Origin of the sequence: Bradyrhizobium sp. LjRoot220 (assembly GCF_964252915.1) — a bacterium.
GTDB lineage: Bacteria > Pseudomonadota > Alphaproteobacteria > Rhizobiales > Xanthobacteraceae > Bradyrhizobium.
This window is the reverse complement of the sequence record NZ_CAXUPS020000001.1, coordinates 830,638-852,980: the sequence shown is the minus strand read 5'-3', so window position 1 is coordinate 852,980 and position 22,343 is coordinate 830,638. Positions and strand designations below refer to the sequence as shown.

Here is a 22,343-nt window from a genome sequence, read left to right as displayed (position 1 = left end):
CTCCAGCTCGGAAAGCGGGCTCGGAGACGGATTTCAGAGACCAACGGTCCGATCTGACGCGCACCGCGCCGGTGTGCGGCACAGCAATTATGCAGCGCGCCGCACTTTTGGGCGCCGCAGCGTCAGTGTCCCTGACGTTCGGTGCTGTGGTGCCATGGCATCGCTACGCGCTCGACGGCGGCAACGGCCTCGATCAGCGCCACGCCGACGACGGCAAGGATCATGATCGCGGCGAACACACGTGTCGTGTCGAACATGCCCTGCGCACTGAGGATGACGTAGCCAAGCCCGCGTTGCGACGACACGAATTCGCCGACGATGGCACCTACCAAAGCGAGCGACATCGCAACCTTGAGGCCGGCAAACAAATGCGGCATCGCGCAGAACAGCTTCACCCGCAACAACACCTTGAGGCGCGACCCGCGCATGGTCCGGGCAAGATCGACGATGTCCGGCGGGACCGAGCGTAGTCCCAGCGCGGTATCGATCACCACCGCGAACACCGCGATGAGGAAGGCAATCGCAATCTTGGGGGTGTCACCAACGCCGAACCAGATGATGAAAAGCGGCGCCAGCGCAACCTTCGGCACGCTGTTCAGGGCGACGAACAGCGGGAACAGCAGGCGTTCGAGCAGTTTCGACTCCACGATCACAATGGCGAAGAGAACGCCGAACACGACGGCCGCCGCGAAGCCTGCGAGGGTGATCCCGAGGGTATAGGCGGTCTGTTCCGCAAACCACGCCGGCGAGGCTATGATCTCGCCAAATACCGCGATCGGACCCGGCAGCAGCACCGGACGAATGGAAAGTACCCGGCAGGCGACTTCCCATACGGCAAGAAAAGCCAGCGCGCCTGCAATTGGAACGAAGCCGCGGTAAAGGGCATTTCGAACGGTGGCGGGCAGATCATTCATGAATCAGCCCCATCTGCTCGAACAGCCCGCGAATATGGCGCGCATAGCCACCGAATTCCTTGCTTTCGCGCACCGCAAGCCGCCGCTCTCGCGGCAGATCGATAGAAATATCCTCCACCACGCGTCCAGGCCGCGGACTGAACACGACGACCCTCGTCGAAAGGAAAACGGCCTCGGAAATGCTGTGCGTGACAAAGACGACGGTCATGTTCCTTTGCTGCGTCAGACGGTGCAGATCGACATTGAGTTGATCGCGGGTCAGCGCGTCGAGCGCACCGAACGGCTCGTCCATCAGCAGCAGCCGCGGATCGAGCAGCAGCGAACGGCACAGCGCAACACGTTGCCGCATTCCGCCCGACAACGCACGCGGATAGCTGTGCATGAAAGCGCTGAGACCGGCCATGGCCAGCAGTTCGCGGGCGCGCGGCTCGTAATCGCGCTTGCGCTTGCCGCCGAAGTCAGCCGGCAGCAGCACGTTTTCAAGCACGTCGAACCAATCGAGCAGCGCATCGCGCTGAAACGCCATGCCGAGACGATCGGGCGGGCCGGCAATCGGCCGACCATCGATCAGCAGGCGGCCGCTGGTCGCCGTTTCGATGCCCGCTAAGCAGCGCAGGAACGTACTTTTGCCGCAGCCGCTGGGGCCGAGCAGGCTGACGAACTCGCCCTCATTGATGCTGAGGGAGACGTCGTCCAGTGCAGTGACGCCCTTGCCGCCGTTGCCGAATTGCTTGGTGACATCGGATGCAAGGATCATGGAGCGGGCGGCTCAGAACTTGCCGGCGGCAATACTGGCGACGATGTCCTTGTCGATAAGATCGTTGGTGAACACGTCTTCCGGCTGGACCTTCTGCTCCAGAAGCCCGCCATCGGTCAGGACCTGCAGTGCGGTTTGCCAGTCCGACCCGGCCATCATTCCAAAGGGCTGTTTCTCGGTCGCCTGCGTTTTGGAAAAGGCCCGTATGCTTTCGATCTGCTTGCGCAGTACATCGGGGTCGAGCTTGGCCTGCGGACGCGCGGCAATGATGGCCTTTACGCCCTCGTCGACATGGTCGTTGAGGATATAGGCCCAGCAACCGGATACCACGCTGGCAAAGCGGCGAAGCGCATCTGCCTTGGCCTGGATGGTTTTTTCCGTGGCAAAAAGCCCGAAGCTCGGGAACTGCAGACCGTAATCGGCAAAATTCAGGCTTGTCGACGGACGCTTGCTGGAGACCACCGGCAGGAAGAACGGCACCGAGGAAAACGCGCCATCAGCTCCCCCGGAGATATATGTTCCGGCCTTGGCTGCGGCGCTGACATTGAGCAGTTCGACGTCGTTGCGGGTCAGCTTGCCGGCGGCGAGAAAGCGATCGACGAAGGGCGCTTCCAGCGAGCCTGCGGTGAAGGCGATCTTCTTGCCCTTGAGGTCCGCCGGACTGCGAATGCCGCTGTCGACCGGCACCAGCAATCCGATGTCGTTTCTCTGAACGAAGCCGGCGAACGCCTTCAGGGTTAGCCCCTTCGAGCGCGCAATGACCATCGGCGCAAGCGAGGCGTGGCCGATGTCGTATTCGCCGTTGCCGACGATCTGCACCGTCGAGACCGAGCCGTTGCCATCGTCAATCGTGACATCGAGGCCGTATTTCTTGAACAGCTCCTTCTGCGCCGCAAAGTGCATCGGCGCCTGATTGCCCCATGGGGTCCAGTCCAGGCGAACCTTCAAGGTGTCCGCGGCATAGACCGGAAAGCCGCTCAAACAGCCGGCGAGCATTGCAAATGCAAGATAAATCCAACGACGTGCGGACATCATCATCCCTCCTCAATCGAGAAGCGCATTGAAACCGGCACCTGTACGGTAACACGACAATTTAGAATTCGACAAGATATGATGTTGTACTGATGATTTTTGTTTCCGGCCCGGGCGGTGTTGCGCTATGACGCCTGGCCGGTCAGGGCAGGAAACGGTGGATGACTCGCTTGCGTCCGGTACGTTCAACTAGAAACGGTTGCAAACTACACGCACAGGGAGTCGAATTGACTCGATCCGACCCGGACGGTCCTCTTGCTAGCCGGGTGCACGACAGGAATATTTATGGCAATCAATGCAAAATCGCGCGCGGCCAAGCCGCTACCGGCGAATGCTCCGATCGAGCTTCCCGTGCCCAAGGGCAAGCCTCAGCGCTATTCGGTCGCGGGCGCCTTGATGTCGGAGATGCCTTTGTGGGCGCGCCCAGGCTACCTGCTGCGGCGATTGCACCAGATTCATTATGCACTGTTCTTCGAGGAGTGCGCGGAATTCGACATCACGCCGGTCCAGTACGGGCTTTTGACCACGCTCTCGACCAATCCCGACCTCGATCAAAACTCGATCGCGCGCGAACTCGGCATCGATCGCACCAATGTTGCCGATGTGATCAACCGGTTGAGCCGTCGCGGATTGATCGAGCGGCGGCGCGGCAAAGTCGACAAGCGAACCATGCTGGCGCGCCTGACACCTGCAGGAAAGCGCGTCACCAAGGACATGTATCTTGCGATGCAGCGCGCGCAGGAGCGCCTGCTCGAGCCGCTTCTGCCCGCCGAACGGCACGCCTTTATCTCCACCTTGATCCGGCTCATCGACGGAAACAACCACCTCGGCCGCACCATCTTCAGTCCGAAAGAGGCCTAAACTTCCGTCAGAAAGCGTCGGCTTGTGTGTTCGGCTGCGTATCCGTGAAGGCCGGCAGCTTCATGCAGTTTTCGAAGATGCCGGTGAGTTTCGCGTAGTGGCCTAGTTCGCAGCCGAAGCGCCTGGCGTTGAAGATCTGAGGCACCAGGCAAACATCCGCCATGGTAACGGCGTTTCCCAGCGCGAACTGCCCGGATCGGCCCTGCTGAAGCACGAAATCCTCGAGACCGCCGAGTCCCTCCGCGATCCAGTGCCGGTACCACTCATTGGTTGCGTCCTCGCCGGCGCCGAACTGGCTCTGCAGTCGCTTGAGCACGCGGACATTGTTGAGGGGATGAATGTCGCAGCCGATGATCTGCGAAAAAGCCCGCACATAGGCTCGCGCCTGTGGATCCTTCGGTATCAGCGCAGGCTCCGGATAGACTTCGTCGAGATACTCGATGATGGCGAGCGACTGGATCAGCGGCCGCTCGTCCTCGACCAGCATTGGCACCAGTCCCTGCGGATTGAGGTCGCGGTAAGCGGCCTCGTGGTGCTGCATTTTTGGCAGGCTGACGTAGTGCGGCTCGTAGGCGAGCCGCTTGCAGGCCAGGGCTATGCGCATCCGGTACGAGGTCGAAGACCGGAAGAACGTATAGAGTTGCCGCGACATCGGACGATCTCACCGGGCCGCTTTTTGCAGGATCTCGTCCGGGGTCGACGATACGACTTCGACGTATTTGGGAATGAATTTGCCGCCCTCGATGTACTTGATGAATTCCGGCTTGATCTCGTTCGCCAGGATCTTGCGGATCTTGGCGTGTTCCTCGATGTCGGACCATTCGGCAATCAGAAAGAAACGCTGCGGATCTTCGACGTCGCGGCAAAGCACGCCGTCCTTGACCTGCGCGGATGACTTATGCATCGGGTTTCCGTCGGAATAGTCGAACTCCTCGAATAGCCGGACGAACTCGGCTTCGTGGCCGGCCTGCACCCGGAAATCGTAAATGTGCAGGTAGTTTCCCTTGTTCGCAAGCGGTGCTTGAGTCATGGCGCACTCCTCGTGATTTGCCTTTTTGGAATTTATGATGGTATACTGACTAAGTCGTCGAGGCAACATCCGGGTCCGGCTATTGATGCTCAGGCATATCGCCTCGGACCAACTATGATGTACGCTGAGGAATGATCTCGGGATAAGTCCATGGCCTGGTTGCATGCGGCATCCTTGAATTCGATCCGGGATGGTGCCGTCGTCGGCGTCAACGTCGGTGGAACCCCGGTCGCGCTCTATCATCTGCGCGGCGAGATCTACGCCACCCACGGCATCTGTACCCATGCGCTGGCGCTGCTGTCGGAAGGTTGGGTGGAAGACGGCAAGATCGAATGTCCGCTTCACCAGGGCCAGTTCGATATCCGCACCGGCAAGGCGCTGTGCGCGCCGCTGACCACGGATTTGCGGACCTATGCGGTCAAGCTCAAGGGCGGCGACATTTTTGTCGACCTCGACGGGCACGGCGCGCATCCGGCCGCCCCGCCGGAGATGGCGGATCGCGCCATCCCCACCAATGATGCCGCCGCGACGATGTCCACCGCCGTCATTGTCGGTGCCGGGCAAACGGCGGCAGCCGCCATTCGCGCGCTGCGTGGCGCAGGATTTAACGGCGCGATCGATCTGGTCGGGGATGAGCCGCATTTGCCCTACGAACGCCCGCCTTTGTCGAAGGATATGTTGCTCGGTCGCGGCAATTTGGATGCCTGCACGCGATTGAGCAAGCTCAATGCGGACGCTTTGGGTGTGCGGCTGCACCTCGGCCAGCAGGCCGTCGCCATCGACCCCGCCCGGAAACAGGTCGTGCTCGCGCAAGGCAGAACGCTGCCCTATGACGTATTGCTGATCGCAACCGGCGGTCGCGCGCTTCGCCTCGGCATCCCCGGCTCGGATCGGCCCGGCGTCCTTCATCTGCGCACTATCGAGGACGCCGCTGCGATCGATCGCGCGCTGGGATCCGCGACCCATGTGGCCATCATCGGCGGCGGCTTTATCGGCCTGGAACTGGCCTCGGCGGCAATTACCCGAAACGTGGCCGTCACGGTGCTGGAACGCGAGCCGGAAATCATGATGCGCCTGTTGCCGGCGCCGCTCGGCCGCACCTTCCGTCGCCTCGCCGAGGCGCATGGCGTCGAGGTTCGCCGCCATGCCGACATCCAAGAAATCACGCAGCGCGGCAGTAAACTCGGCGTCGTCACCGAGCGCGACACGATCGAGGTTGACGCCGTGCTGGTCGGCATCGGCCTCGAGCCGGCCCTCGATCTAGCCGCGACGGCCGGTTGCGCCGTCGCTGGCGGCATCGAGGTGGACGCTGAAGGCCACACCAGCGTTCCCGGCATTTGGGCGGCGGGCGACTGCGCCCTGCATCACGCCACGCGTGACGGGCGACGTAGGCGATTGGAGAGTTGGCACAATGCCGAGGAGCAAGGTGCCGCCGCCGGACGTTCAATGGCCGGCGCGACGCCCGCCGCGACTGTCAAGAAGCCCTGGTTCTGGACCGACCAATTCGGCCTCAACATCCAGATGATCGGGAGCATCCGCGCCGAAGACACGGTAATTCGCCAAGGCGATATCGAAGCCGCCGCCGGCGCCGTCTATCGCACGATCGATCGGGAAACCGGCCGCCTCACCGGCGTTATTGCTTTTTCGGCGCCCGATGTGATCCGCCAGGCCCGTCACGAACTCGAGGCGGCCACGCCGTTTGCTCTCGAAGATGTCTCCGCCGTCATGCTTGCCGACGACGGGAGCGACACAAACACCTCACCCTCGGAGATCTCTGCCATGAACATTCACTCTCCCCTGGCATTGACCAAGCGTTATCTGTGGCCGCAGGAAGGACTGACGCGCATTCCCGACTGGGTCTATACCGATGAGACCATCTATCAGCACGAGGTCGAAAAGATCTTCCACGGCCGCACCTGGAACTACGTGGCGCTCGAATGCGAGATCCCCAATCCAGGCGACTATATCCGTTCCCATGTCGGCCCAACGCCTGTGGTGGTCGCGCGAGCCGACGACGGCTCCATCAATGTCTTCGAGAATCGCTGCGCCCATCGCGCCGCGGAATTTTGCCGTGAACTGAGCGGCAACGCCAAGGAGTTTGTCTGCCCTTATCATCAATGGACCTACGACCTGAAAGGCAATCTTGCCGGCGTGCCCTTCCGTCGCGGCGTCAATGGCAAGGGTGGCATGCCGGCCGATTTCAGGACCGCCGATCACGGCCTGCGCAAGCTGAGCGTGACGTCGCATCGCGGCGTCGTGTTCGCCTCCTATTGCGAAACGATGGAATCGTTCGAGGATTATCTGGGGCCCGAAGTACTGCGCGAGTTCGACGCGACCTTCGACGGCCGCAAGCTCACGCTGCTGGGCTATTACCGCCATTCGCTGCCCGGCAACTGGAAGCTTTATCACGAGAACCTCAAGGACCCCTATCACGCGACGCTGTTGCATACGTTCCTGGTGACGTTTGGGCTTCTGGTCGCGGGAAATCGCTCGTTGATGCTCGCAGATCCGAGCGGGCGACACGGCGTGATGGCATCCGCCAAATCGGACGGCAAGGCGCTGGCGAACGACACCAAGAAGGAAATGCGCGCCTATCGCGAGGGCATGACGCTGGAAGAACCCCGCTTCATGGACTTCATCGACGAGTTCGACAGCCCCTGGTCGGTGACCATGTCGACGATCTGGCCAAGTCTCATCGTGCAGCGCGAAATGAATACGCTCGGCGTCCGTCAAATCGTGCCGACAGGCCCGCACGAGTTCATCATGAAATGGACCATGTTCGGCTTCGAGGGGGACACCGAAGAAATGACGCGCCATCGCCTGCGTCAGGGCAATCTGATGGGACCCGCCGGCTTTCTCGGGCTGGAGGACAACGAGGCCATCAAATTCGTGCAGGATGGCATGCGAAACGTCCCGAACGGCGAGCATTTGGTGAAACTCGATCCCGACGTCGAGGCCGGAACTGCAGACAGCTTGATCTCCGAAGCGGCGATCCGCGCCATGTACAAGCATTGGCGCCAGGAAATGGGGCTCTGACATGCCGACCAGCGTGATAACCCGGCCGCCAGCTTCCATGTCGGACAACGATGCCCGTCTGGCTGACCTGCTGCTCCACCACGAGATCTCGACTTTCAACAACAAGTACGCCGCGGCGCTCGACGAGTTGCGCTTGACCGATTGGACGGAGATGTTCACCGACGACGCGATGTACGTGATCCTGTCGCGCGAGAACTTTGACCGCAAGCTGCCGGTCGGCCTGATCTATTGCGAAAACAAGGGAATGATTCGAGACCGCGCCTTTGCCCTGAAAGAGACGGCCATGTTCGCGCCGCGCTATTTGCGTCACATCATCGCCAACCAGGCGATATTGTCCGAAGCACCTGATGGCACCATCACGGCACGGGCAAACTATGTCGTACTCCAGGTCTTGTACGATCGGCCCGATGCGACGCTGCATCAGGTCGGCGTCTACTACGACAGGTTTCGCCGCGTCGACGGCGTACTGAAACTCGCCGAGCGCCGCTGCGTCTACGACAATCTGCTGGTCGACAACGCGCTTTGCCTGCCCATCTGACCCGCTCTGCCATCCGCAACCCGAGGAGCGTTCGGCTTGGAGACAACAGCCTATCTTTCGGCCATTGAGCTGGCGAAACGCATTCGTTCGCGCCAGCTTTCGGCCGTCGAGCTGACCGAAACGCTACTCGCGCGAATCGAAGCCAGCCAGCCGTCGCTCAACGCGTTCATCACCGTCTGCCGCGATGGAGCATTAGCTGCCGCCCAGAAGGCCGACGCCGCACTCGCAGCAGGCGAGGACGTGGGGCCGCTGCACGGCGTGCCTGTTTCGGTCAAGGATATCATCAACACTGCCGGCATCCGCACGACATGGGGATCCAGCACCATGGCGGACAATGTGCCGAACGCCGATGCCATCGCGGTGCAACGTCTCAAACAGGCTGGCGCCATTATCATCGGCAAGACGACGACATCCGAATTTGCGCACAAGCTTATGACGGATGCTCCGCTATTCGGAATCACACGCAACCCGTGGGATCTGCGATACACGCCTGGCGGATCGAGCGGCGGCTCCGCGGTCGCGGTCGCTGCCGGGTTAAGCCCGCTCTCGCTGGCAACCGATGCCGGGGCCAGCACGCGGCTGCCGGCCGCCTGTACCGGCATCGTCGGCCTGAAGCCGACGCTCGGCCTGATCCCGCATAGCCAGGTGCCCGACGGCTTCAACAACTTCATTCACCTTGGACTGATGGCCCGCACGGTCGCCGACACGGCGTTGATGCTGGACGTCCTTTCCGGTGCCGACAGCAGTGACCCGCATTCTCTTGGCGTCGCCCGCACACAAGCGCTCGCGGCCGTTTCCGATATGCATTCCGGGTCACTGAGGGGCCTTCGCGTGGCCTGGCGTCCGCTGGTCGGAAATACGATGCTTGACAATGAGGTCCGTCACGCCTGCGAAGAAGCCGTCGACGGCTTTCGCGCGTTCGGATGCCACGTCGATGTGGTCGATACGCCGGTCGAGAACGCCGAACCGGCCTGGCGCGTACTTCAGCAGTCGAACTGGGCGGCGCGTTTCTTCGATCGAATTGAAGAATTAGCACCGCTGCTCGATCCGAGCTTCGTCGATGGAATTCGCGCAGGTGGCGCGTATAGCGGCCAACAAATCACGCGCGCGACGTATAAACGTACAGAACATTTTCGGACCGTGCAGAGCTGGTTCAACAGCTATGATCTTGTGCTGACCCCAACGATGAGCCGGCCGCCGCTTGCTGCGGATCACGCCGCGCTCGAACCAATTACCATCAGCGGCCTGAATGCCGGCGATATGCGCCAAAGCTGGGTACCCTATCTCAATCTCTTCGATTTAACTGGGCATCCCGCCATCAGCGTTCCATGCGGCTGGACCAGCGAAGACCTCCCGGTCGGCCTGCAAATCGTCGGCCCTTGGTACGGAGACGCCGCAGTGCTTCAGGCCGCGGCCGCGTTCGAACAAGCACGTCCGTGGGTCCACAGGATGCCAACCCATGTGCCGGAGTCAGTTCACTGACATCGTTAGTGCATTGCCAGCATGGAACGTCCGCCCTGACCGCTGACACCGCAGCGCGTTCAGTTCAGCCTGCTGACGCTGGTTGTCGCTGGATTTTATTCGATCTCTCGGTGCACACATCGTGCACACGCCGACTTCTAACTATTTGAAAAACTTGAACTCTCGCTCCAGTCCACGATCGGGGCGACGGAAAATCTCCATCGTAAGTCGTTCATTTCGTTGATCTATGCTGTCTCAACCCAATCCCAAACGGATTGGATCCGAGTGGGAACCTAGCCCGAACGAGTTCTGGTATATTTTGCCTCTTTCCGGAATCATATCCCCCAGTTGGAAGAAGGCCAAATCTGAGTTGTTTTCCGAAAATTAGAGCTTTGTCGCTGAAGCCGTTCAATGAGTATAACTCCGCGGTTCGCGCACCGCCAGCGGCGGTCTTGCTGCCTGGGTCGTAGGTTCAAATCGCGGAACATCGCGGGCTCATTCGCGCACTCACGCACCAACGGGCCGTTCCTGCGGCAACGGAGATTTGTTTTCAACGGCCAGCGGTCTGCCCTTTGCTAGTTCCTGACCTCCGTTGAGCGACGACGCTGCTGCGAAACGCGCAAGCCGAACTTTCGAGTCAGCGCCTTGACGTCGAAGTTTTTGGAGCCACCGCGCACCAGTTGGCGCATGCCGAAACCCCTAAGCGTGTTGAGGAACATTTCGACGTCGGGATCGCCGGCCTTTCTGCCGAAATAATCCGCGATAAGCTCGTCGAACTTCGTGATGTGCCTGTCGACGAGCTTTCGCAAATTCGGGTCCTGTTCGGCCTCAATGATAAGACCGAGAAAAAAACGCATGCGCCGGCGATCGGAGGTCAATGTATCCAACGCGTGACCGATATCATTGCGGGTGGGCTTCTCCGGGTTACCGGGCCGACGCGACGCTTGATCAAGATGGCCCTGCAGCAACGCGACAACAAGATCGATCTTCCTTGGATAGTAATAAGTCAGATGGGACTGGCGAATGCCTGCTGCCTGAGCAACCTTCGGTTGTGTCAGTTTCTTGATGCCGGATTCCTGCATGATTTGCAGGGCAGCACCGAGGATCTTGTCCCGGATCGAAGCATCTTTAGTCACGCAAATTCCTCTCCGAGCCCCAATCCAGCGGCGCAGTTGACGCACCGTATCAGCGTGGTGGGGCCTCAAACAAGAGAGATTGACGCATAGTTTGGCCGTGAACTGCTGCCTTGAGCAAACTTGACGGCCAAATCTTGGTTGGTATACTTACCAAAGACTGGATGATGAGGTAGGTACGGAAATGGAAATTGGTGCTTCCACATCCTTTGGCGGCTTATGCGGGGAGCAACGGGATGGCGTGAACCGCTTTCTGGGTGTTCCCTACGCCGAACCGCCCATCGGCAAAAACAGGCTTCGTTCGCCCCAACCGCTGCGGCCGTGGAACGGAACGAGGTCGGCAACGCGGCTCGCTCCAGCAGCCCCGCAGCGCCTCGTGGGCATGCAGACTTGGCTTAACGATCCCGTGGGTTCGTTTGACGAGGATTGTCTTTATCTCAATATCTGGACACCGGCAGACACTTCCGGCAGTCCGGTTTTGGTCTGGTTTCATGGCGGGGCAACACGAAGCGGTCATGGCGGTGCAGCCGCACTTAACGGCGAGTATCTTGCACGACGTCACGGCCTCATGGTCGTTACCGTCAACTATCGCCTTGGCGCGCTGGGTGGATTAGCGCACCGGAAGCTCATCGATGATACGACGGGGACCTGCACCAACTGGGGCATGCAGGACAAGATCGCGTCGCTGCGCTGGGTGAAGGCGTGCGCTTCGGCATTCGGCGGCGATTCGGACAACATGACGATCGCCGGCCAATCGTCTGGCGGTACGAACGCGATCCTGATCGCGCAGAATCCGGATTATCGCGACCTGTTTTCACGAGTGATCGCGCAGAGTCCACCGCTCTTTCAGTCTCCGATGTTTGCGGAATTCGAAGACGCCGCCGAGTACACCGAAGCAGTCGCAGAGAAGCTGGGTTGCTCGGTTGAAGGACTGCGCGATCTGGACGGCCGGGTGCTGGTCGAGCATGAGATCGAATTCTTGTTGAATTCCGATTTCAGCCGCCGTTTCGGCCGGCCGCGCACAGCTCCGATCCGCGAAGGCAGGTTAGTGCGGAACTGGCCCTATACCGGTCATCTGGCCGACGTGCCGCTATTGATTGGATCGACCCGCGGAGAAGCGAGATTTTGGTACGACCTAAAATTACCGGACGGGAAACTCCTGACTTCAATGACCGCGCCGGCGACGACCGAGCAGTTGAGCATCGAAATCTCGCGTCTCATCAAGCTCTATTATCCATTTCCCAATGCGCCCACGGCCGATGCCGTCATTACTGTCTACAACAATTCGACGCCTACGGAGGCTAGTCCGCAGGAGCTCTGGTTCGAGATCTACACCGACCTCGTGTTCAGGGCGCCGATCATCCACTACGCGACGCGGCACGCAAACCGCAGCCAGCCGACATTTCTGTACGAATTCTCGTGGCCGCTCGCCGCTCCGGCGGAGGGCTCGCCGCACGCAGTAGACGTGCCGTTCGTGTTCGGAACGACGTCTCATCCTCATCTCGCAAGAAAGCTCGGACATGGCCCGGAAGCTACCGCCCTTTGCGAACAGGTTATGGACATGTGGGCGAGCTTCATCAAGACGGGATCACCTATAAGCGCCGGCACCGTTTGGCGTCCATTCACCGACGAGGAGCGTGGAATTATGACATTCGGCGAAGAACGGCATCTTGGGCGATACCGGCCAATGGGCCGTCAGAAGCAGTTGCAGATCTGGCCTGCATTCGGATCGGCAACGTCGTCATCAACTTGAACAATCCGATCAGGAGGCTCACATGATGCGCTCGCATATGATTGTACTCTTCGCCACTCTGTTGTTGGGCGGGCCAGTGATCGCCGCTGACGACTTCCCGAACCGACCGATCAAAATCATCATTCCGTTCGCGCCGGGCGGCACCGCGGAACCGCTCGCGCGATTGTTGGCCGACGTCATTCAGAAGAAGACCGGCGCGCTTATCGTCATCGAGTCTCGTCCGGGTGCCGGCGGCAATATCGGCGGCGCCGAGGTCGCGCAATCGGAAAAGGACGGATACACACTGTTGCTCGGCGCCAACAATAATTTCGTGGTCAATCAATTCCTGTTCGCCAAGGCGTCTGTCAAACCCGAGCTGCATTTCAAGCTGATCACGATCCTGGCCGATCAATTCCAGGTGGTCTATGTCAACGCGGCTTTCCCACCAAAGACATTCACTGAATTGCTGGACTACGTCAAAGCGCGCCCCGGGGAAGTCAATTTCGCGTCGCCAGGCGTGGGCTCGGCCCCGCATTTGTCGGGGGAGCTTGTATCCGAACTTTACGGGCTAAAGATGGTTCATGTGCCATACCGGGGCGGCGCCCCTGCGATCACGGCGTTGTTGGCGGGCGATGTCCAGCTCTATTTGGCGTCGCTGTCGGTCGGCAAGGGTCAGATCGATTCCGGCAAGCTCCGGGGTTTGGCTGTTACTTCGCCGGCACGCATGAAATCGTTGCCTGAGGTTCCGACTACAAGGGAGGCTGGCGCGCCGCAATACGCTGTCAGCAATTGGTGGGCTCTGGCGGCGCCGAAGGGTGTTCCCGACAAGAACATCGAGTGGATCCGCCGCGAGTTCACGCAGGCTCTTCAGGATCCCACCGTAAAAACGAAGCTGGAAGACCTCGGGTTCATCATCATTGGCAGCACGTCGGCGGAGTTCGAGGACCGGGTGCGCCAGGAGTCGATCGTCTACCAACGCCTGATCGAACAGCGCAAACTTGTCGTAGAGTAGAAGCTGGTTCGGACTCGTTGCTAAGGAGGCACCGATGCGGCGACCGACGTCGACACCAGGATTTGCAGGCGTAACGCAGCGTTCAGCATGCGGGAACGGATCGTTTGGTCCGCTATTTTTTGATGTCGGCCTGGACCAGGACGCGATGGTTTTCTGGCTCTAGCATTTCCTGCAGCGCCTTGAGGGCCGCGAGTCCGCATTGGGTGTCCTGTTCCCCATTGCCACCGCTCAAACCAACGCCTCCCACGACCTCGTCATTCACAACAATGGGAAATCCGCCGACGAACGCCGCGAACCTGCCCTCAAAGCTCCATTGAATACCGAACGCTTCATTGCCCGGCAGCGCAGGCCCATCCGGCGATTGATTGAACAAATGCGTGGAGCGCTTGTGCCCCGCTGCCGTGAACGCCTTGTTCCAGGCGATTTGGGGTCCGGTCACACGCGCCGCGTCCATGCGCTCGAGCGCGAGCGGATATCCTCCCTCGTCGACAACGCAGATCGTCTCCAGCACGCCGATTTCTTCGGACTTGCGAATGGCGGCAGCGACCATATGACGGGCTTCCTTGAGTTCCAGCTTGAACGAACTTCTCATCGGCATTTCCTGAAATCCAGCGAGGGACGAATATCTGCACGAAGCCGGGGAGCGCGCGATGGCCCCCCTTGCCTCAGCAGCCGCGATAGACGGTCTTGGTCTGCGTGTAGAATTCGAGGCCCGTCCTTCCGGACTCGCGAAACGTGGATGTGCTCGATTGCTTCAGGCCGCCAAAGGGTGCATTGATCAGATTGCCCGTGGTCGTTCTGTTGATCTTCACGGTACCCGACTGGATGTCCTGCGCGAAATCATTGATGTAGCGAGGGTTGCTGGTCACGATCGCAGCCGACAACCCGTATTCGGTGTCGTTGGCCTTGGATATCGCATCGGCATAGCCGCTCACCTCGATGATGGCGATGACCGGCCCGAAAATCTCCTCACGCGCAATTCGCATTTCCTGCGTGACGTCCGCGAAGATTGCCGGAGAGACGTAGTAGCCGCGATCGTAAATTCCTCCGGAAAGATGTTCGCCGCCGCACAGGAGCGTGGCTTCGCGCTTTCCGTATTCGATATAGCGCTTGACGGTTTCGAGCTGTTTCGCGGTCGCCAGCGGACCCATATCCATTCCGCTCGTTAGTCCGGCGCCAATCTTGAGCGCCTTTACTTTCGTCACCAGCTTCGCCGTGAATTCGGCTTTTATCGAAGCCATCACAAGGACACGACTGGTGCCGGTGCAGGCCTGGCCGGCGAGCGACAGGCCGCCCTTGATCGCAAGATCGACCGCCTTGTCGAGATCCGCGTCTTCCATGACGATCAAAGGGTTCTTGCCGCCGAGTTCCATCTGTGTACGCGTGGTAAAAGCCACCGAGCGATGAATATGCTCACCCGCAGCCGTGGACCCGGTAAACGACACCGCTCGAATAACCGCCGGCTCCGTGATCGCCGCCCCGACATCGGCCGCGCTACCGGTGATGAAGTTGAGGACGCCCTTGGGAAGACCCGCTTCGACAAGAGCTTCCGCGAGCCGGTATCCACTGAGCGGCGCATCCGACGACGGTTTGAAAACCACGGTATTTCCAGTGATCAGCGCCGGGGCAATCTTTCTCGCGGGGATTGAAACCGGGAAATTCCAGGGCGTGATTATTGACACCACACCCAGAGGCTCGCGTTGGGTGTAGACAGTCATATCGGGATCGTCGTTCGGAAACGTTTCGCCCGTCAGTGATTGCCCTTCGACAGCATAGAAGCGGAGCGTCTGTGCTGAGCGCAGGAATTCATCCTTGCTCAAATTGAGGGACTTGCCCTGTTCCCTGGTCAATTCCTCGGCGAAACGTGAGGCATGATCTTCGAGATATTCAGCAGCATGATGAAGGATTCTTGCCCGCGCTGAGATCGGGGTTCGCTTCCACGTCTCGAACGCCGCCGACGCCGCCCGCACAGCCTCATGAGCGTCTTCCGCCGACGATGCCTGAAACCGGCCGACGACGTCAGAGGTGTCGGCCGGATTGATGTTGTCGAAGCACGCGCCCGTCTTGCTCTCGATCCATTCGCCGTTGACGAGATTCTTGAATTCTCCGTTCCGCTGACCGGCGGAAACGGGAGAGCGTGGCGGCTGTGCCCTTGGATGGGTGTGCACCATTGTCATTCGTTCTAACTCCAGATCAGGATTATGAAAATTCACCGTTATGTGTGTAATTGTATACTGTGTTTGAGCACTGAACGAGAATCGTTCTCGGTAATTTGTAGGTATTTTCCTCGTTCTGGGACCATTGACAACTTAATTTTTTACATACAGTATACAATTCGGATTCACAAGCGATGAAAGCAGCTCCCCATGGTCAAGTTGATGAATCATGTAGAATTCCGCACCGCTCTTGAGAATGCGATCAAGGGCAAAAGCGCCAACAAGGCTCCCTTCAGCATCGCCTGGGCAAGCGGCAAGCTCGGCCGTGCTCACCTGGCGCGCTGGGCGGAAAATCATTACCACTATGTCGGGCCGTTCGCGGATTACCTGGGTTACATCTATGCCCGGATGCCGCATCGCTATTTGGAAGCGAAGGATTTCCTGCTCGCCAACATGTACGAGGAGGAGATCGGTGGCGATCGTCATACCGATCTGCTTGTCCGCTTCGCTAAAGCCTGCGGCACCACCGAGGAGCGGGTCAAGGACCCCGAGAACATGTCGGCGACGACACGCGGCCTGCAAAGCTGGTGCTATGCGGTGTCCATGCGCGAAGATCCCATCGTTGCCGTTGCTGGATTGGTCGTGGGTCTCGAGTCGCAGGTCCCCTCGATCTATCGCAAGCAAACCCCGACGCTTCGCGAAAAATACAAATTCACCGACGAGGAAGTCGAGTTCTTTGACCTGCATATCGTTTCCGACGAAATCCACGGCGAGCGCGGTTATCAGATCGTGCTCGAGCACGCCGATACAGTCGAACTTCAGCAGCGGTGCTTGAAGATCTGCGAAATCGGCGCGCAGATGCGGCTTCTTTACACGACGGCGCTCTATCACGATTACGTCGCCGCAGAGATCCCGCTCGCCGAACTCGATCTCGTCGAAAACACAATGCCGCGGTCCGAGAGTGAATTGCTGCAGGCATGATCGCCAAGTACGGACACGCAATATGCCAACGGTTGTTTTTCACTGGAACGGGCACACCTATCGCGATGAAGTGAAGGAAAACACCAATCTCGTCGTAAGAGCCGGCATCCGGCAATTCCCTTATCCCAACTTTCGTTACGGTTGCGGCATGGGCAAGTGCGGCAAATGTGCCAGCCTGATCATAAACGGCGGCGAACATCTTCCTCCGCCCAACTGGAAAGAAAAGAAGCAACTGGGCGTCAGGATTGAACAGGGTTATCGCCTGGCATGCCAGCTTTGGCTGACGCATGACATCGAGTTGTCACAAGAGGCAGCGCCGTTGCCTGCAATTCCGAGCACGGAGAACGATGCCTGAACCGACGCCTGCTTTCCAGGCTCGCCAGGACGAGCCGTCGCGTTGCGATACAGTTAATGACGATCGAGGGACAGTCTATGTACGTGATTCTGACGAGCAAGCCGGGACAATTCCGAACCGAGGTCGTCGACGGCCTGCGGCCTCTGGAAAGCTACGACTACCTGTTCTACGGAGCCAAGATAGCAAATTTCGTAATCGCGGAACTGCTCAATGACACCAAGGTCAAAGTGGTTGACGAAACATGGTCACCGCCGATCGTGAATAACATTCCTTCGAAATTGTTTGAACAATTTGAGACGGCCGAGGACGCGTTCAGCGAACTCCGGCAACTGACAACCTTTGGAACGATGGATACCGCTTTGCGGAAGTGCTGAGGAGCGAAGCATCGCGGACACATTGAGCGGAGCGGCTATGATCGAGGTTACATTCGTGACCAATAACAACAAGACGGTCACCGCTCCGGAACACAGCAATCTGCTCCGCGTCTCCTTGCGTGAACAAGGGGGAATACCATTCAAGTGCGGCGGCGGTCTATGCGGCACATGCAAGTGCAAAATCGAAAAGGGCCTGGAAAATACCGATGCCATCAAGGCAAAGGAGCGAAAGCATCTTACCGATGCTCAATTCAAGGACGGCTATCGGATGGCATGTCAGACGTTTCTCAATGGAAATGTCAGCGTGAGCTGGGAGCCGCGAAATCCTGCTAACCTCAAATCGAGGCCGGACAGCAATCTCGCAACTTCATAAACATTTTTTGCCCCTGGCAGACGATGACTTACACACTGCGGACTGGATAGAATATATCGTCATTGACGGGCAGATTCGGCATAGGGTTCGGTCACTCATTCGCAACTTCGCGTCTGTGGGACTATCGGAAGGATGCTATGGTGCTCAGACAGGGAACAAAGGGTCGGCTCGGCGACGATGACGCTCCGCTGCATGGCCAGGTCATTGCAGAACTTCGCGAAGCGATTCTAACCCGCCGCCTGAAACCTGGCGAACGTCTTGTCGAAGGCCGGCTAGCCGACAAGATGGGGGTTTCCCGGAATCCAATCCGGGAGGCCATTCGCGCGCTCGCGTCCGAAGGACTGATCGAGGTGACCGCGCGCCGCGGTGCATCGGTGGTCGTGATATCGGATCGGGAGGCCCGCGAAACCATAGAGGTCCGCGCCCTTTTGGAGGGACAGAATGCGAGACTTGCCGCCCGCCGACAGGATACCGAAACCATCAAGCGGATCAAGGTGGTTCTGAAAAAGGGCGCTCACGCCGTTTCTTCCGGGCAGTTTGACCGGCTACTAGATCTCAATCAGGAGTTTCACCAGGAGCTCGCCACAGCAGGACAGAACGCGGTGCTCGGAGACCTGCTGAAGCGATTGCGCGAACGAACCGCGATGCTCTTTTCACCGACCGACCCCGTGCGCCAGGCACGCACCTGGCAGGAACACGCGGCAATCCTGGAAGCAATCATTCGTGGCGACGAGCGCGCCGCTGCAACATTGGCAGCCGAACACGTTATCCGCGCGGGAACAGATTTCCTCGTAGAACTCGTTACAGTGGAAGAATCGATCGCGAGCGTGAAAGTTCGGACGCCAAGCAAACGGCGGCAGTGAACACCAATGCTGGCGAGATCGTCCGCCGAGGCTCCCTAACAAGCCCCGGCAGCGTTTCGATCTGTCGGAGTATCCCGAGCCTTCGGATAGCCGCTCAGTCGCCGGCATTGTCCGACATCATGGCGCTGTCAGGCTGCCCTGATGCTGGCCACGAAGCGATCCCACCTCTCCATGAAGCGCCTCCAACTACCTCGCGGGCGACGACCCCGAACTTTGGATATTTTTTGCGCGAACGCTCCCATCATCGCATGTGACGGCGCATAGGAAGACCGCTGAATTCCATAATGGCTCATTCCGCGAATTTGAACCCTCGGCAATTGATTTGTGCAAATGCGCGGCTTACCGAAAGATCACACCCCTTCCGACACATCGGCCAGCGACTGACACCACATCGATCAGGTCAGCCTGCTGATGCTGGCTGAAGTTAGATTTTCTTTGATCTCCCGGTGCACACATCGTGCACACGCCGCCTTCTAACTATTTGAAAAACCTAATCTCTCGCTCCAATCCATCATGGGAAGTTTGAGCTAGGTCCAGCCAGCGAGAGCCAGTTAGATCAAGTTTCACACATCTCAGCGGCCGCTTTGCGCGAGGAGTCGCCATTCCCGGTATGATTGCTGTTGATCCGTCTCAAGACCGCGGAAAAGAGGCCCGGTTCACGGCCATGCCGTTCGCCGACCCTACTTTCGTGCGTGCGAACCTCCGCCAGCCGGGTTTTCACCCGGGGCCAATGCGGGCGGATAAACCCGCATCAGCTCCGAAGCAGCTTTCGTTGTTCCGCCGCGGCTTCGGCGCAGCAGGTGGCGGTGTAGAAACTCGATCTCATCGGCGACCACGGCCTCATGGGCCGGCCCATCGTAGATGTCGAAATGGTCGACGCCCGGATAGCGGCGGTGAGCGTACGGAGTGTCACTGCTTTCGACCCCGTGATGCGAACGTCCTTTGGCGTCCACGTCCGTCGGTCGCGAAAGCGCGCGGAGGTGGTTGTGGCGATAGCCGTCGCCGTTCGTCCGTATTCAAGGGCGGGCCAGTGACCGGTGCATACGGCGGAGGCCGGCTAAGCCGGGAGTAAGGTGGCAACGATCAGCGCTGCAGCATACAACCCTAAACCGAACGAAACGTGAGTTGCGAGGCTTCGGAAACGCGAGATGTTCGGCTGCGGTGTCTTCCTCGCCGCGATTCCAAGGCCCATTCCCGGCTGCAGGATAAGAAATGGCGCCGCGACAGTCGCGATGCCGACGAAAAGAGCCGGACCAGGCGTTGGATTGCGCGCCCAATCGATGCCCCAGATCGCGAGCAGCAGTGCGGTGAAGATGACGCCGATCGCATAATGTGCAAACCAGCCAAGCGCAGCTTCTCCTCGTATAGCTGGCGCGGCTGCAATGCTTTCGTGCGAGAACCGGCCGAGCCAAGCATGGCCGATCCAACGACCGACGAATGCGTAGTTCAGCGGCTGCACCCCTAGAAGGCGCTTCAGGAGCGCGGCCCACAAATCCATGAAGAGGGTGGCGCCGACTCCGATCAGAAGCGCAGCCATGACGAACACCAGGTCGATACTCACTATCTATCTCCGTTTATCTCTCGCGCTCGATGGAAGGTCCCGATGCGGGAAGCGAACGTGGGCGCAGTCACATCACGCTGTTTCGGCGCCGCCCGATCGTAACCAGCAATGTCGCCACGACGGCCGCACCGTAGAATGCTGCCGCCGTTCCGAACGCCCTTGCATAGCCCTCGACGATGTCTGCGCTGGTAGCCGCCACTGCCATCAGAAGCGCAAATCCCACGGTCGGACCGAGCTCCATCGCCGTGTTCATCGCGCCGCCCGCGAGGCCCATCTGTTCCTGCGGCACATTTGCGGTCGCCAATACAGCGGCGCCCGAGAAGATCAGCGCGATGCCGATCGCAAGCAGGCACTGTGCGGGTAGAAGAATCGTGAGATATGCAGTCCTCGGCTCCAAAATGGTGAGCCAAGCGAGACCGATGCCTGCGACCAAGAATCCCGTGACCGTCGTAGCTTCCGCTCCAAACTTCCCCACGGCCGGCGCTGCGAGAAAATTGGTCCCGATCAGCGCAAGGCCAAAGGGCAGGAACGACGCCGCTGTCTCGAAGGGTGTCCAACCGCGTATCTGTTGAAGATAGGTGAGAAGCACGAATTCGATCAGTAGCGATGCAGCCGCAGCGAGGAACATTCCGGAAAGGCCCACGATGCGCAGGGCATTGAGCAGGAAAGCGGGCGGGAGAAGGGGATCGTGCGCCCTGCGCTCCACGATCATGAACAGGACCACCAGCGCGATTCCCGCGGTCAGCGGCCCGGCCACGAGCTGCGAACTCCATCTCGCGTCGTGGCTGGCGATCAACCCGAAACTCGCCAACACAATCCCGCCGGTGGCAAGCATGGCTCCGAGGGGATCGAGTCTTGGGCGCGCTGCCGTCTCAAGCGGGCGACCAGCGGGCAGCAGGCCAACACTTGCGCCGAGCCCGAGCGCAGACACTGCGATCGGAACCGTAAACATCCAGCGCCAACTAAGAAAGCCCGCGGCCATGCCGGACGAGATGAAGCCCAACACGGCACCCAGTACGGACACTCCGCCCCAGATCGCCATGGCGCGAGCGAAGTCCGTCATGTCAGGGAACAGGGCGCGGACCAAACCGAGCGCGGCTGGAGCGATGATCGCGCCCCCAACGCCCTGGAGAAAGCGCATGGCGATTAGGGCGTTGTAGCTGGGAGTCAACGCAGCCACCACCGATGCAGCGCCGAACACCGTTAGGCCGACCACGAACATGCGCCGCGCACCGTAGCGGTCAGTCAGCCGACCGCCGAAGAGCAGGAGGCCGCTGAAAGGCAGGCCGTAAGCGACCTGCAGCAGCAAGACCTGGGCAGCGGAGAGTGCAAACTCCTCTGCGATTGTCGGCAGGGGGATCATGATCAGCGCGATTGTGAAGATCAGCGTCGATTGGACGATGGCGAGTATCGCAAAGGCCGCCCAGCCATTCGTGGCCCGTACGACAGCGGTGAATGCGGTTGCTTTTTGGTTGGACACAGCGTTCTCCCAAACAGGACCAAGTCCCGGCTAACGGTCCGACGCGACCCCGCTGCAGCGATCATCGCGCCTTGCTTTGGCCGGCGATGAGCGCGATACTGCCAGTTCAAGTGAACTTGAGGTCAAGCATGAAATTGATTGATATCGCCGAGGTTGCGCGGAGGTCTGGCGTTCCCGCTTCGACTCTGCGGTTTTATGACGAGAAGGGGCTGATCCAATCAGTCGGACGGCACGGGATCCGCCGGTTGTTCGACCTCGGTGTGCTTGAGAGGCTGTCTCTGATCGCGCTTGGAAGGAACGCAGGTTTCTCGCTTGAGGAGATCGGCACCATGTTTGGGCCGGACGGCCGTCCTCGGATTGATCGCACGAAACTGGCTGCCAAGGCGACTGAACTCGATCTAACGATCCGGAAGCTCATCGCCCTCCGGGACGGGCTGCTCCATACGGCTGAGTGCCCAGCCCGAAGCCACATGGAATGTCCGACGTTCCAGCGGATGCTCCGCATTGCAAGTGCTGACCAAACTCGGAGGCGCCGAGATCAGATACGCTCGCCAGGGAGGACCATTGCGGTAAGCCGGCGGGCCCGAAAGGTGATCGCCAATTGATCTCATTAGGCCTCAGGGCGCCCCCTTCGATACTCCAAGGACCGGTGAGGTAACGCCACCCCAACGGCGGCACATCAGATGCGGTCTTG

Annotated in this window: 22 protein-coding genes; 12 read left to right on the top strand and 10 right to left on the bottom strand. The window is 59.6% G+C overall.

Features of this window, described 5'->3' with window-relative positions; all coding sequences use genetic code 11:
* Nucleotides 1-122: 122 nt before the first annotated feature.
* From ACSQ84_RS03465 to ACSQ84_RS03455, 3 genes are read right to left on the bottom strand one after another with little or no spacing between them, the layout of a single operon-like run.
* Nucleotides 123-914 carry an ABC transporter permease gene (locus ACSQ84_RS03465; protein ID WP_436210233.1) on the bottom strand — a complete coding sequence of 264 codons (792 nt, stop codon included), beginning with the start codon at nt 912-914 and terminating at the stop codon, nt 123-125.
* Nucleotides 907-1,671 (bottom strand): ABC transporter ATP-binding protein, encoded by a 765-nt coding sequence (locus ACSQ84_RS03460; protein WP_436210232.1) that lies wholly within the window; start codon nt 1,669-1,671, stop codon nt 907-909. Before ACSQ84_RS03460 ends, ACSQ84_RS03465 begins: the two co-directional genes overlap by 8 nt.
* A gap of 12 nt (nt 1,672-1,683) precedes the next feature.
* The gene (locus tag ACSQ84_RS03455; RefSeq protein ID WP_436210231.1) at nt 1,684-2,703 is read right to left on the bottom strand and encodes an ABC transporter substrate-binding protein; all 1,020 of its coding nucleotides are present in this window, start codon (nt 2,701-2,703) and stop codon (nt 1,684-1,686) included.
* A gap of 285 nt (nt 2,704-2,988) precedes the next feature.
* Here ACSQ84_RS03455 and ACSQ84_RS03450 point away from each other — a divergent pair, with 285 nt between their 5' ends.
* On the top strand, nt 2,989-3,564 hold the full coding sequence (locus tag ACSQ84_RS03450; protein WP_436210230.1) for a MarR family winged helix-turn-helix transcriptional regulator: 576 nt from the start codon (nt 2,989-2,991) through the stop codon (nt 3,562-3,564).
* Between the two features lie 7 nt (nt 3,565-3,571).
* On the opposite strand, the gene maiA is transcribed toward ACSQ84_RS03450, so the two are convergent.
* The gene (maiA, locus tag ACSQ84_RS03445) at nt 3,572-4,216 is read right to left on the bottom strand and encodes a maleylacetoacetate isomerase (RefSeq protein WP_436210229.1); all 645 of its coding nucleotides are present in this window, start codon (nt 4,214-4,216) and stop codon (nt 3,572-3,574) included.
* A 9-nt stretch (nt 4,217-4,225) separates the two neighbouring features.
* Nucleotides 4,226-4,594 carry a hypothetical protein gene (locus ACSQ84_RS03440; protein WP_436210228.1) on the bottom strand — a complete coding sequence of 123 codons (369 nt, stop codon included), beginning with the start codon at nt 4,592-4,594 and terminating at the stop codon, nt 4,226-4,228.
* A gap of 150 nt (nt 4,595-4,744) precedes the next feature.
* Between ACSQ84_RS03440 and ACSQ84_RS03435 the strand changes: the two genes are divergently transcribed.
* The 3 genes from ACSQ84_RS03435 to ACSQ84_RS03425 are packed head-to-tail and all read left to right on the top strand — an operon-like array spanning nt 4,745 to nt 9,650.
* Nucleotides 4,745-7,630, top strand: coding sequence for an FAD-dependent oxidoreductase (locus tag ACSQ84_RS03435; protein WP_436210227.1), 2,886 nt, complete (start codon nt 4,745-4,747; stop codon nt 7,628-7,630).
* 37 nt (nt 7,631-7,667) lie between these two features.
* Entirely contained in the window at nt 7,668-8,168 is a 501-nt protein-coding gene (locus tag ACSQ84_RS03430) for an aromatic-ring-hydroxylating dioxygenase subunit beta (RefSeq protein ID WP_436210226.1), read from the top strand.
* A 36-nt stretch (nt 8,169-8,204) separates the two neighbouring features.
* Nucleotides 8,205-9,650: an amidase gene (locus ACSQ84_RS03425; protein WP_436210225.1), complete on the top strand. Its 1,446-nt coding sequence runs from the start codon at nt 8,205-8,207 to the stop codon at nt 9,648-9,650.
* A gap of 554 nt (nt 9,651-10,204) precedes the next feature.
* On the opposite strand, the gene ACSQ84_RS03420 is transcribed toward ACSQ84_RS03425, so the two are convergent.
* Complete coding sequence (locus ACSQ84_RS03420) at nt 10,205-10,765, bottom strand: TetR/AcrR family transcriptional regulator (protein ID WP_436210224.1); 561 nt, start codon at nt 10,763-10,765, stop codon at nt 10,205-10,207.
* Nucleotides 10,766-11,003: 238 nt separating this feature from the next.
* Between ACSQ84_RS03420 and ACSQ84_RS03415 the strand changes: the two genes are divergently transcribed.
* Together ACSQ84_RS03415 and ACSQ84_RS03410 are read left to right on the top strand one after the other, a co-directional pair.
* Nucleotides 11,004-12,515: a carboxylesterase/lipase family protein gene (locus ACSQ84_RS03415; RefSeq protein ID WP_436210223.1), complete on the top strand. Its 1,512-nt coding sequence runs from the start codon at nt 11,004-11,006 to the stop codon at nt 12,513-12,515.
* Nucleotides 12,433-13,506 carry a Bug family tripartite tricarboxylate transporter substrate binding protein gene (locus tag ACSQ84_RS03410; protein WP_436210222.1) on the top strand — a complete coding sequence of 358 codons (1,074 nt, stop codon included), beginning with the start codon at nt 12,433-12,435 and terminating at the stop codon, nt 13,504-13,506. Before ACSQ84_RS03415 ends, ACSQ84_RS03410 begins: the two co-directional genes overlap by 83 nt.
* Before the next feature lie 112 nt (nt 13,507-13,618).
* Here the strand turns inward: ACSQ84_RS03410 and ACSQ84_RS03405 are convergent, their stop codons facing one another.
* Entirely contained in the window at nt 13,619-14,098 is a 480-nt protein-coding gene (locus ACSQ84_RS03405; protein ID WP_436210221.1) for a GlcG/HbpS family heme-binding protein, read from the bottom strand.
* Nucleotides 14,099-14,171: 73 nt separating this feature from the next.
* Complete coding sequence (locus ACSQ84_RS03400; RefSeq protein ID WP_436210220.1) at nt 14,172-15,677, bottom strand: aldehyde dehydrogenase family protein; 1,506 nt, start codon at nt 15,675-15,677, stop codon at nt 14,172-14,174.
* Between the two features lie 207 nt (nt 15,678-15,884).
* On the opposite strand from ACSQ84_RS03400, the gene ACSQ84_RS03395 reads away from it, so the two are divergent.
* The 5 genes from ACSQ84_RS03395 (at nt 15,885) to ACSQ84_RS03375 (ending at nt 18,608) form a co-directional block, all read left to right on the top strand.
* Complete coding sequence (locus ACSQ84_RS03395) at nt 15,885-16,643, top strand: TenA family transcriptional regulator (RefSeq protein WP_436210219.1); 759 nt, start codon at nt 15,885-15,887, stop codon at nt 16,641-16,643.
* A gap of 22 nt (nt 16,644-16,665) precedes the next feature.
* On the top strand, nt 16,666-16,998 hold the full coding sequence (locus tag ACSQ84_RS03390; RefSeq protein ID WP_436210218.1) for a 2Fe-2S iron-sulfur cluster-binding protein: 333 nt from the start codon (nt 16,666-16,668) through the stop codon (nt 16,996-16,998).
* A 77-nt stretch (nt 16,999-17,075) separates the two neighbouring features.
* On the top strand, nt 17,076-17,372 hold the full coding sequence (locus ACSQ84_RS03385) for a ferredoxin (protein WP_436210217.1): 297 nt from the start codon (nt 17,076-17,078) through the stop codon (nt 17,370-17,372).
* A 37-nt stretch (nt 17,373-17,409) separates the two neighbouring features.
* Entirely contained in the window at nt 17,410-17,745 is a 336-nt protein-coding gene (locus tag ACSQ84_RS03380) for a 2Fe-2S iron-sulfur cluster-binding protein (protein ID WP_436210216.1), read from the top strand.
* A 137-nt stretch (nt 17,746-17,882) separates the two neighbouring features.
* Nucleotides 17,883-18,608: a GntR family transcriptional regulator gene (locus ACSQ84_RS03375; protein ID WP_436210215.1), complete on the top strand. Its 726-nt coding sequence runs from the start codon at nt 17,883-17,885 to the stop codon at nt 18,606-18,608.
* A gap of 1,057 nt (nt 18,609-19,665) precedes the next feature.
* On the opposite strand, the gene ACSQ84_RS03370 is transcribed toward ACSQ84_RS03375, so the two are convergent.
* Together ACSQ84_RS03370 and ACSQ84_RS03365 are read right to left on the bottom strand one after the other, a co-directional pair.
* Entirely contained in the window at nt 19,666-20,169 is a 504-nt protein-coding gene (locus ACSQ84_RS03370) for a DUF2938 domain-containing protein (protein WP_436210214.1), read from the bottom strand.
* Nucleotides 20,170-20,236: 67 nt separating this feature from the next.
* A complete protein-coding gene (locus tag ACSQ84_RS03365; protein WP_436210213.1) occupies nt 20,237-21,649 on the bottom strand; it encodes an MFS transporter in 1,413 nt (470 codons plus the stop codon).
* On the opposite strand from ACSQ84_RS03365, the gene ACSQ84_RS03360 reads away from it, so the two are divergent.
* Nucleotides 21,625-22,254: a helix-turn-helix domain-containing protein gene (locus ACSQ84_RS03360; protein WP_436210212.1), complete on the top strand. Its 630-nt coding sequence runs from the start codon at nt 21,625-21,627 to the stop codon at nt 22,252-22,254. The genes ACSQ84_RS03365 and ACSQ84_RS03360 overlap by 25 nt on opposite strands.
* The last annotated feature ends 89 nt before the right edge of the window (nt 22,255-22,343 follow it).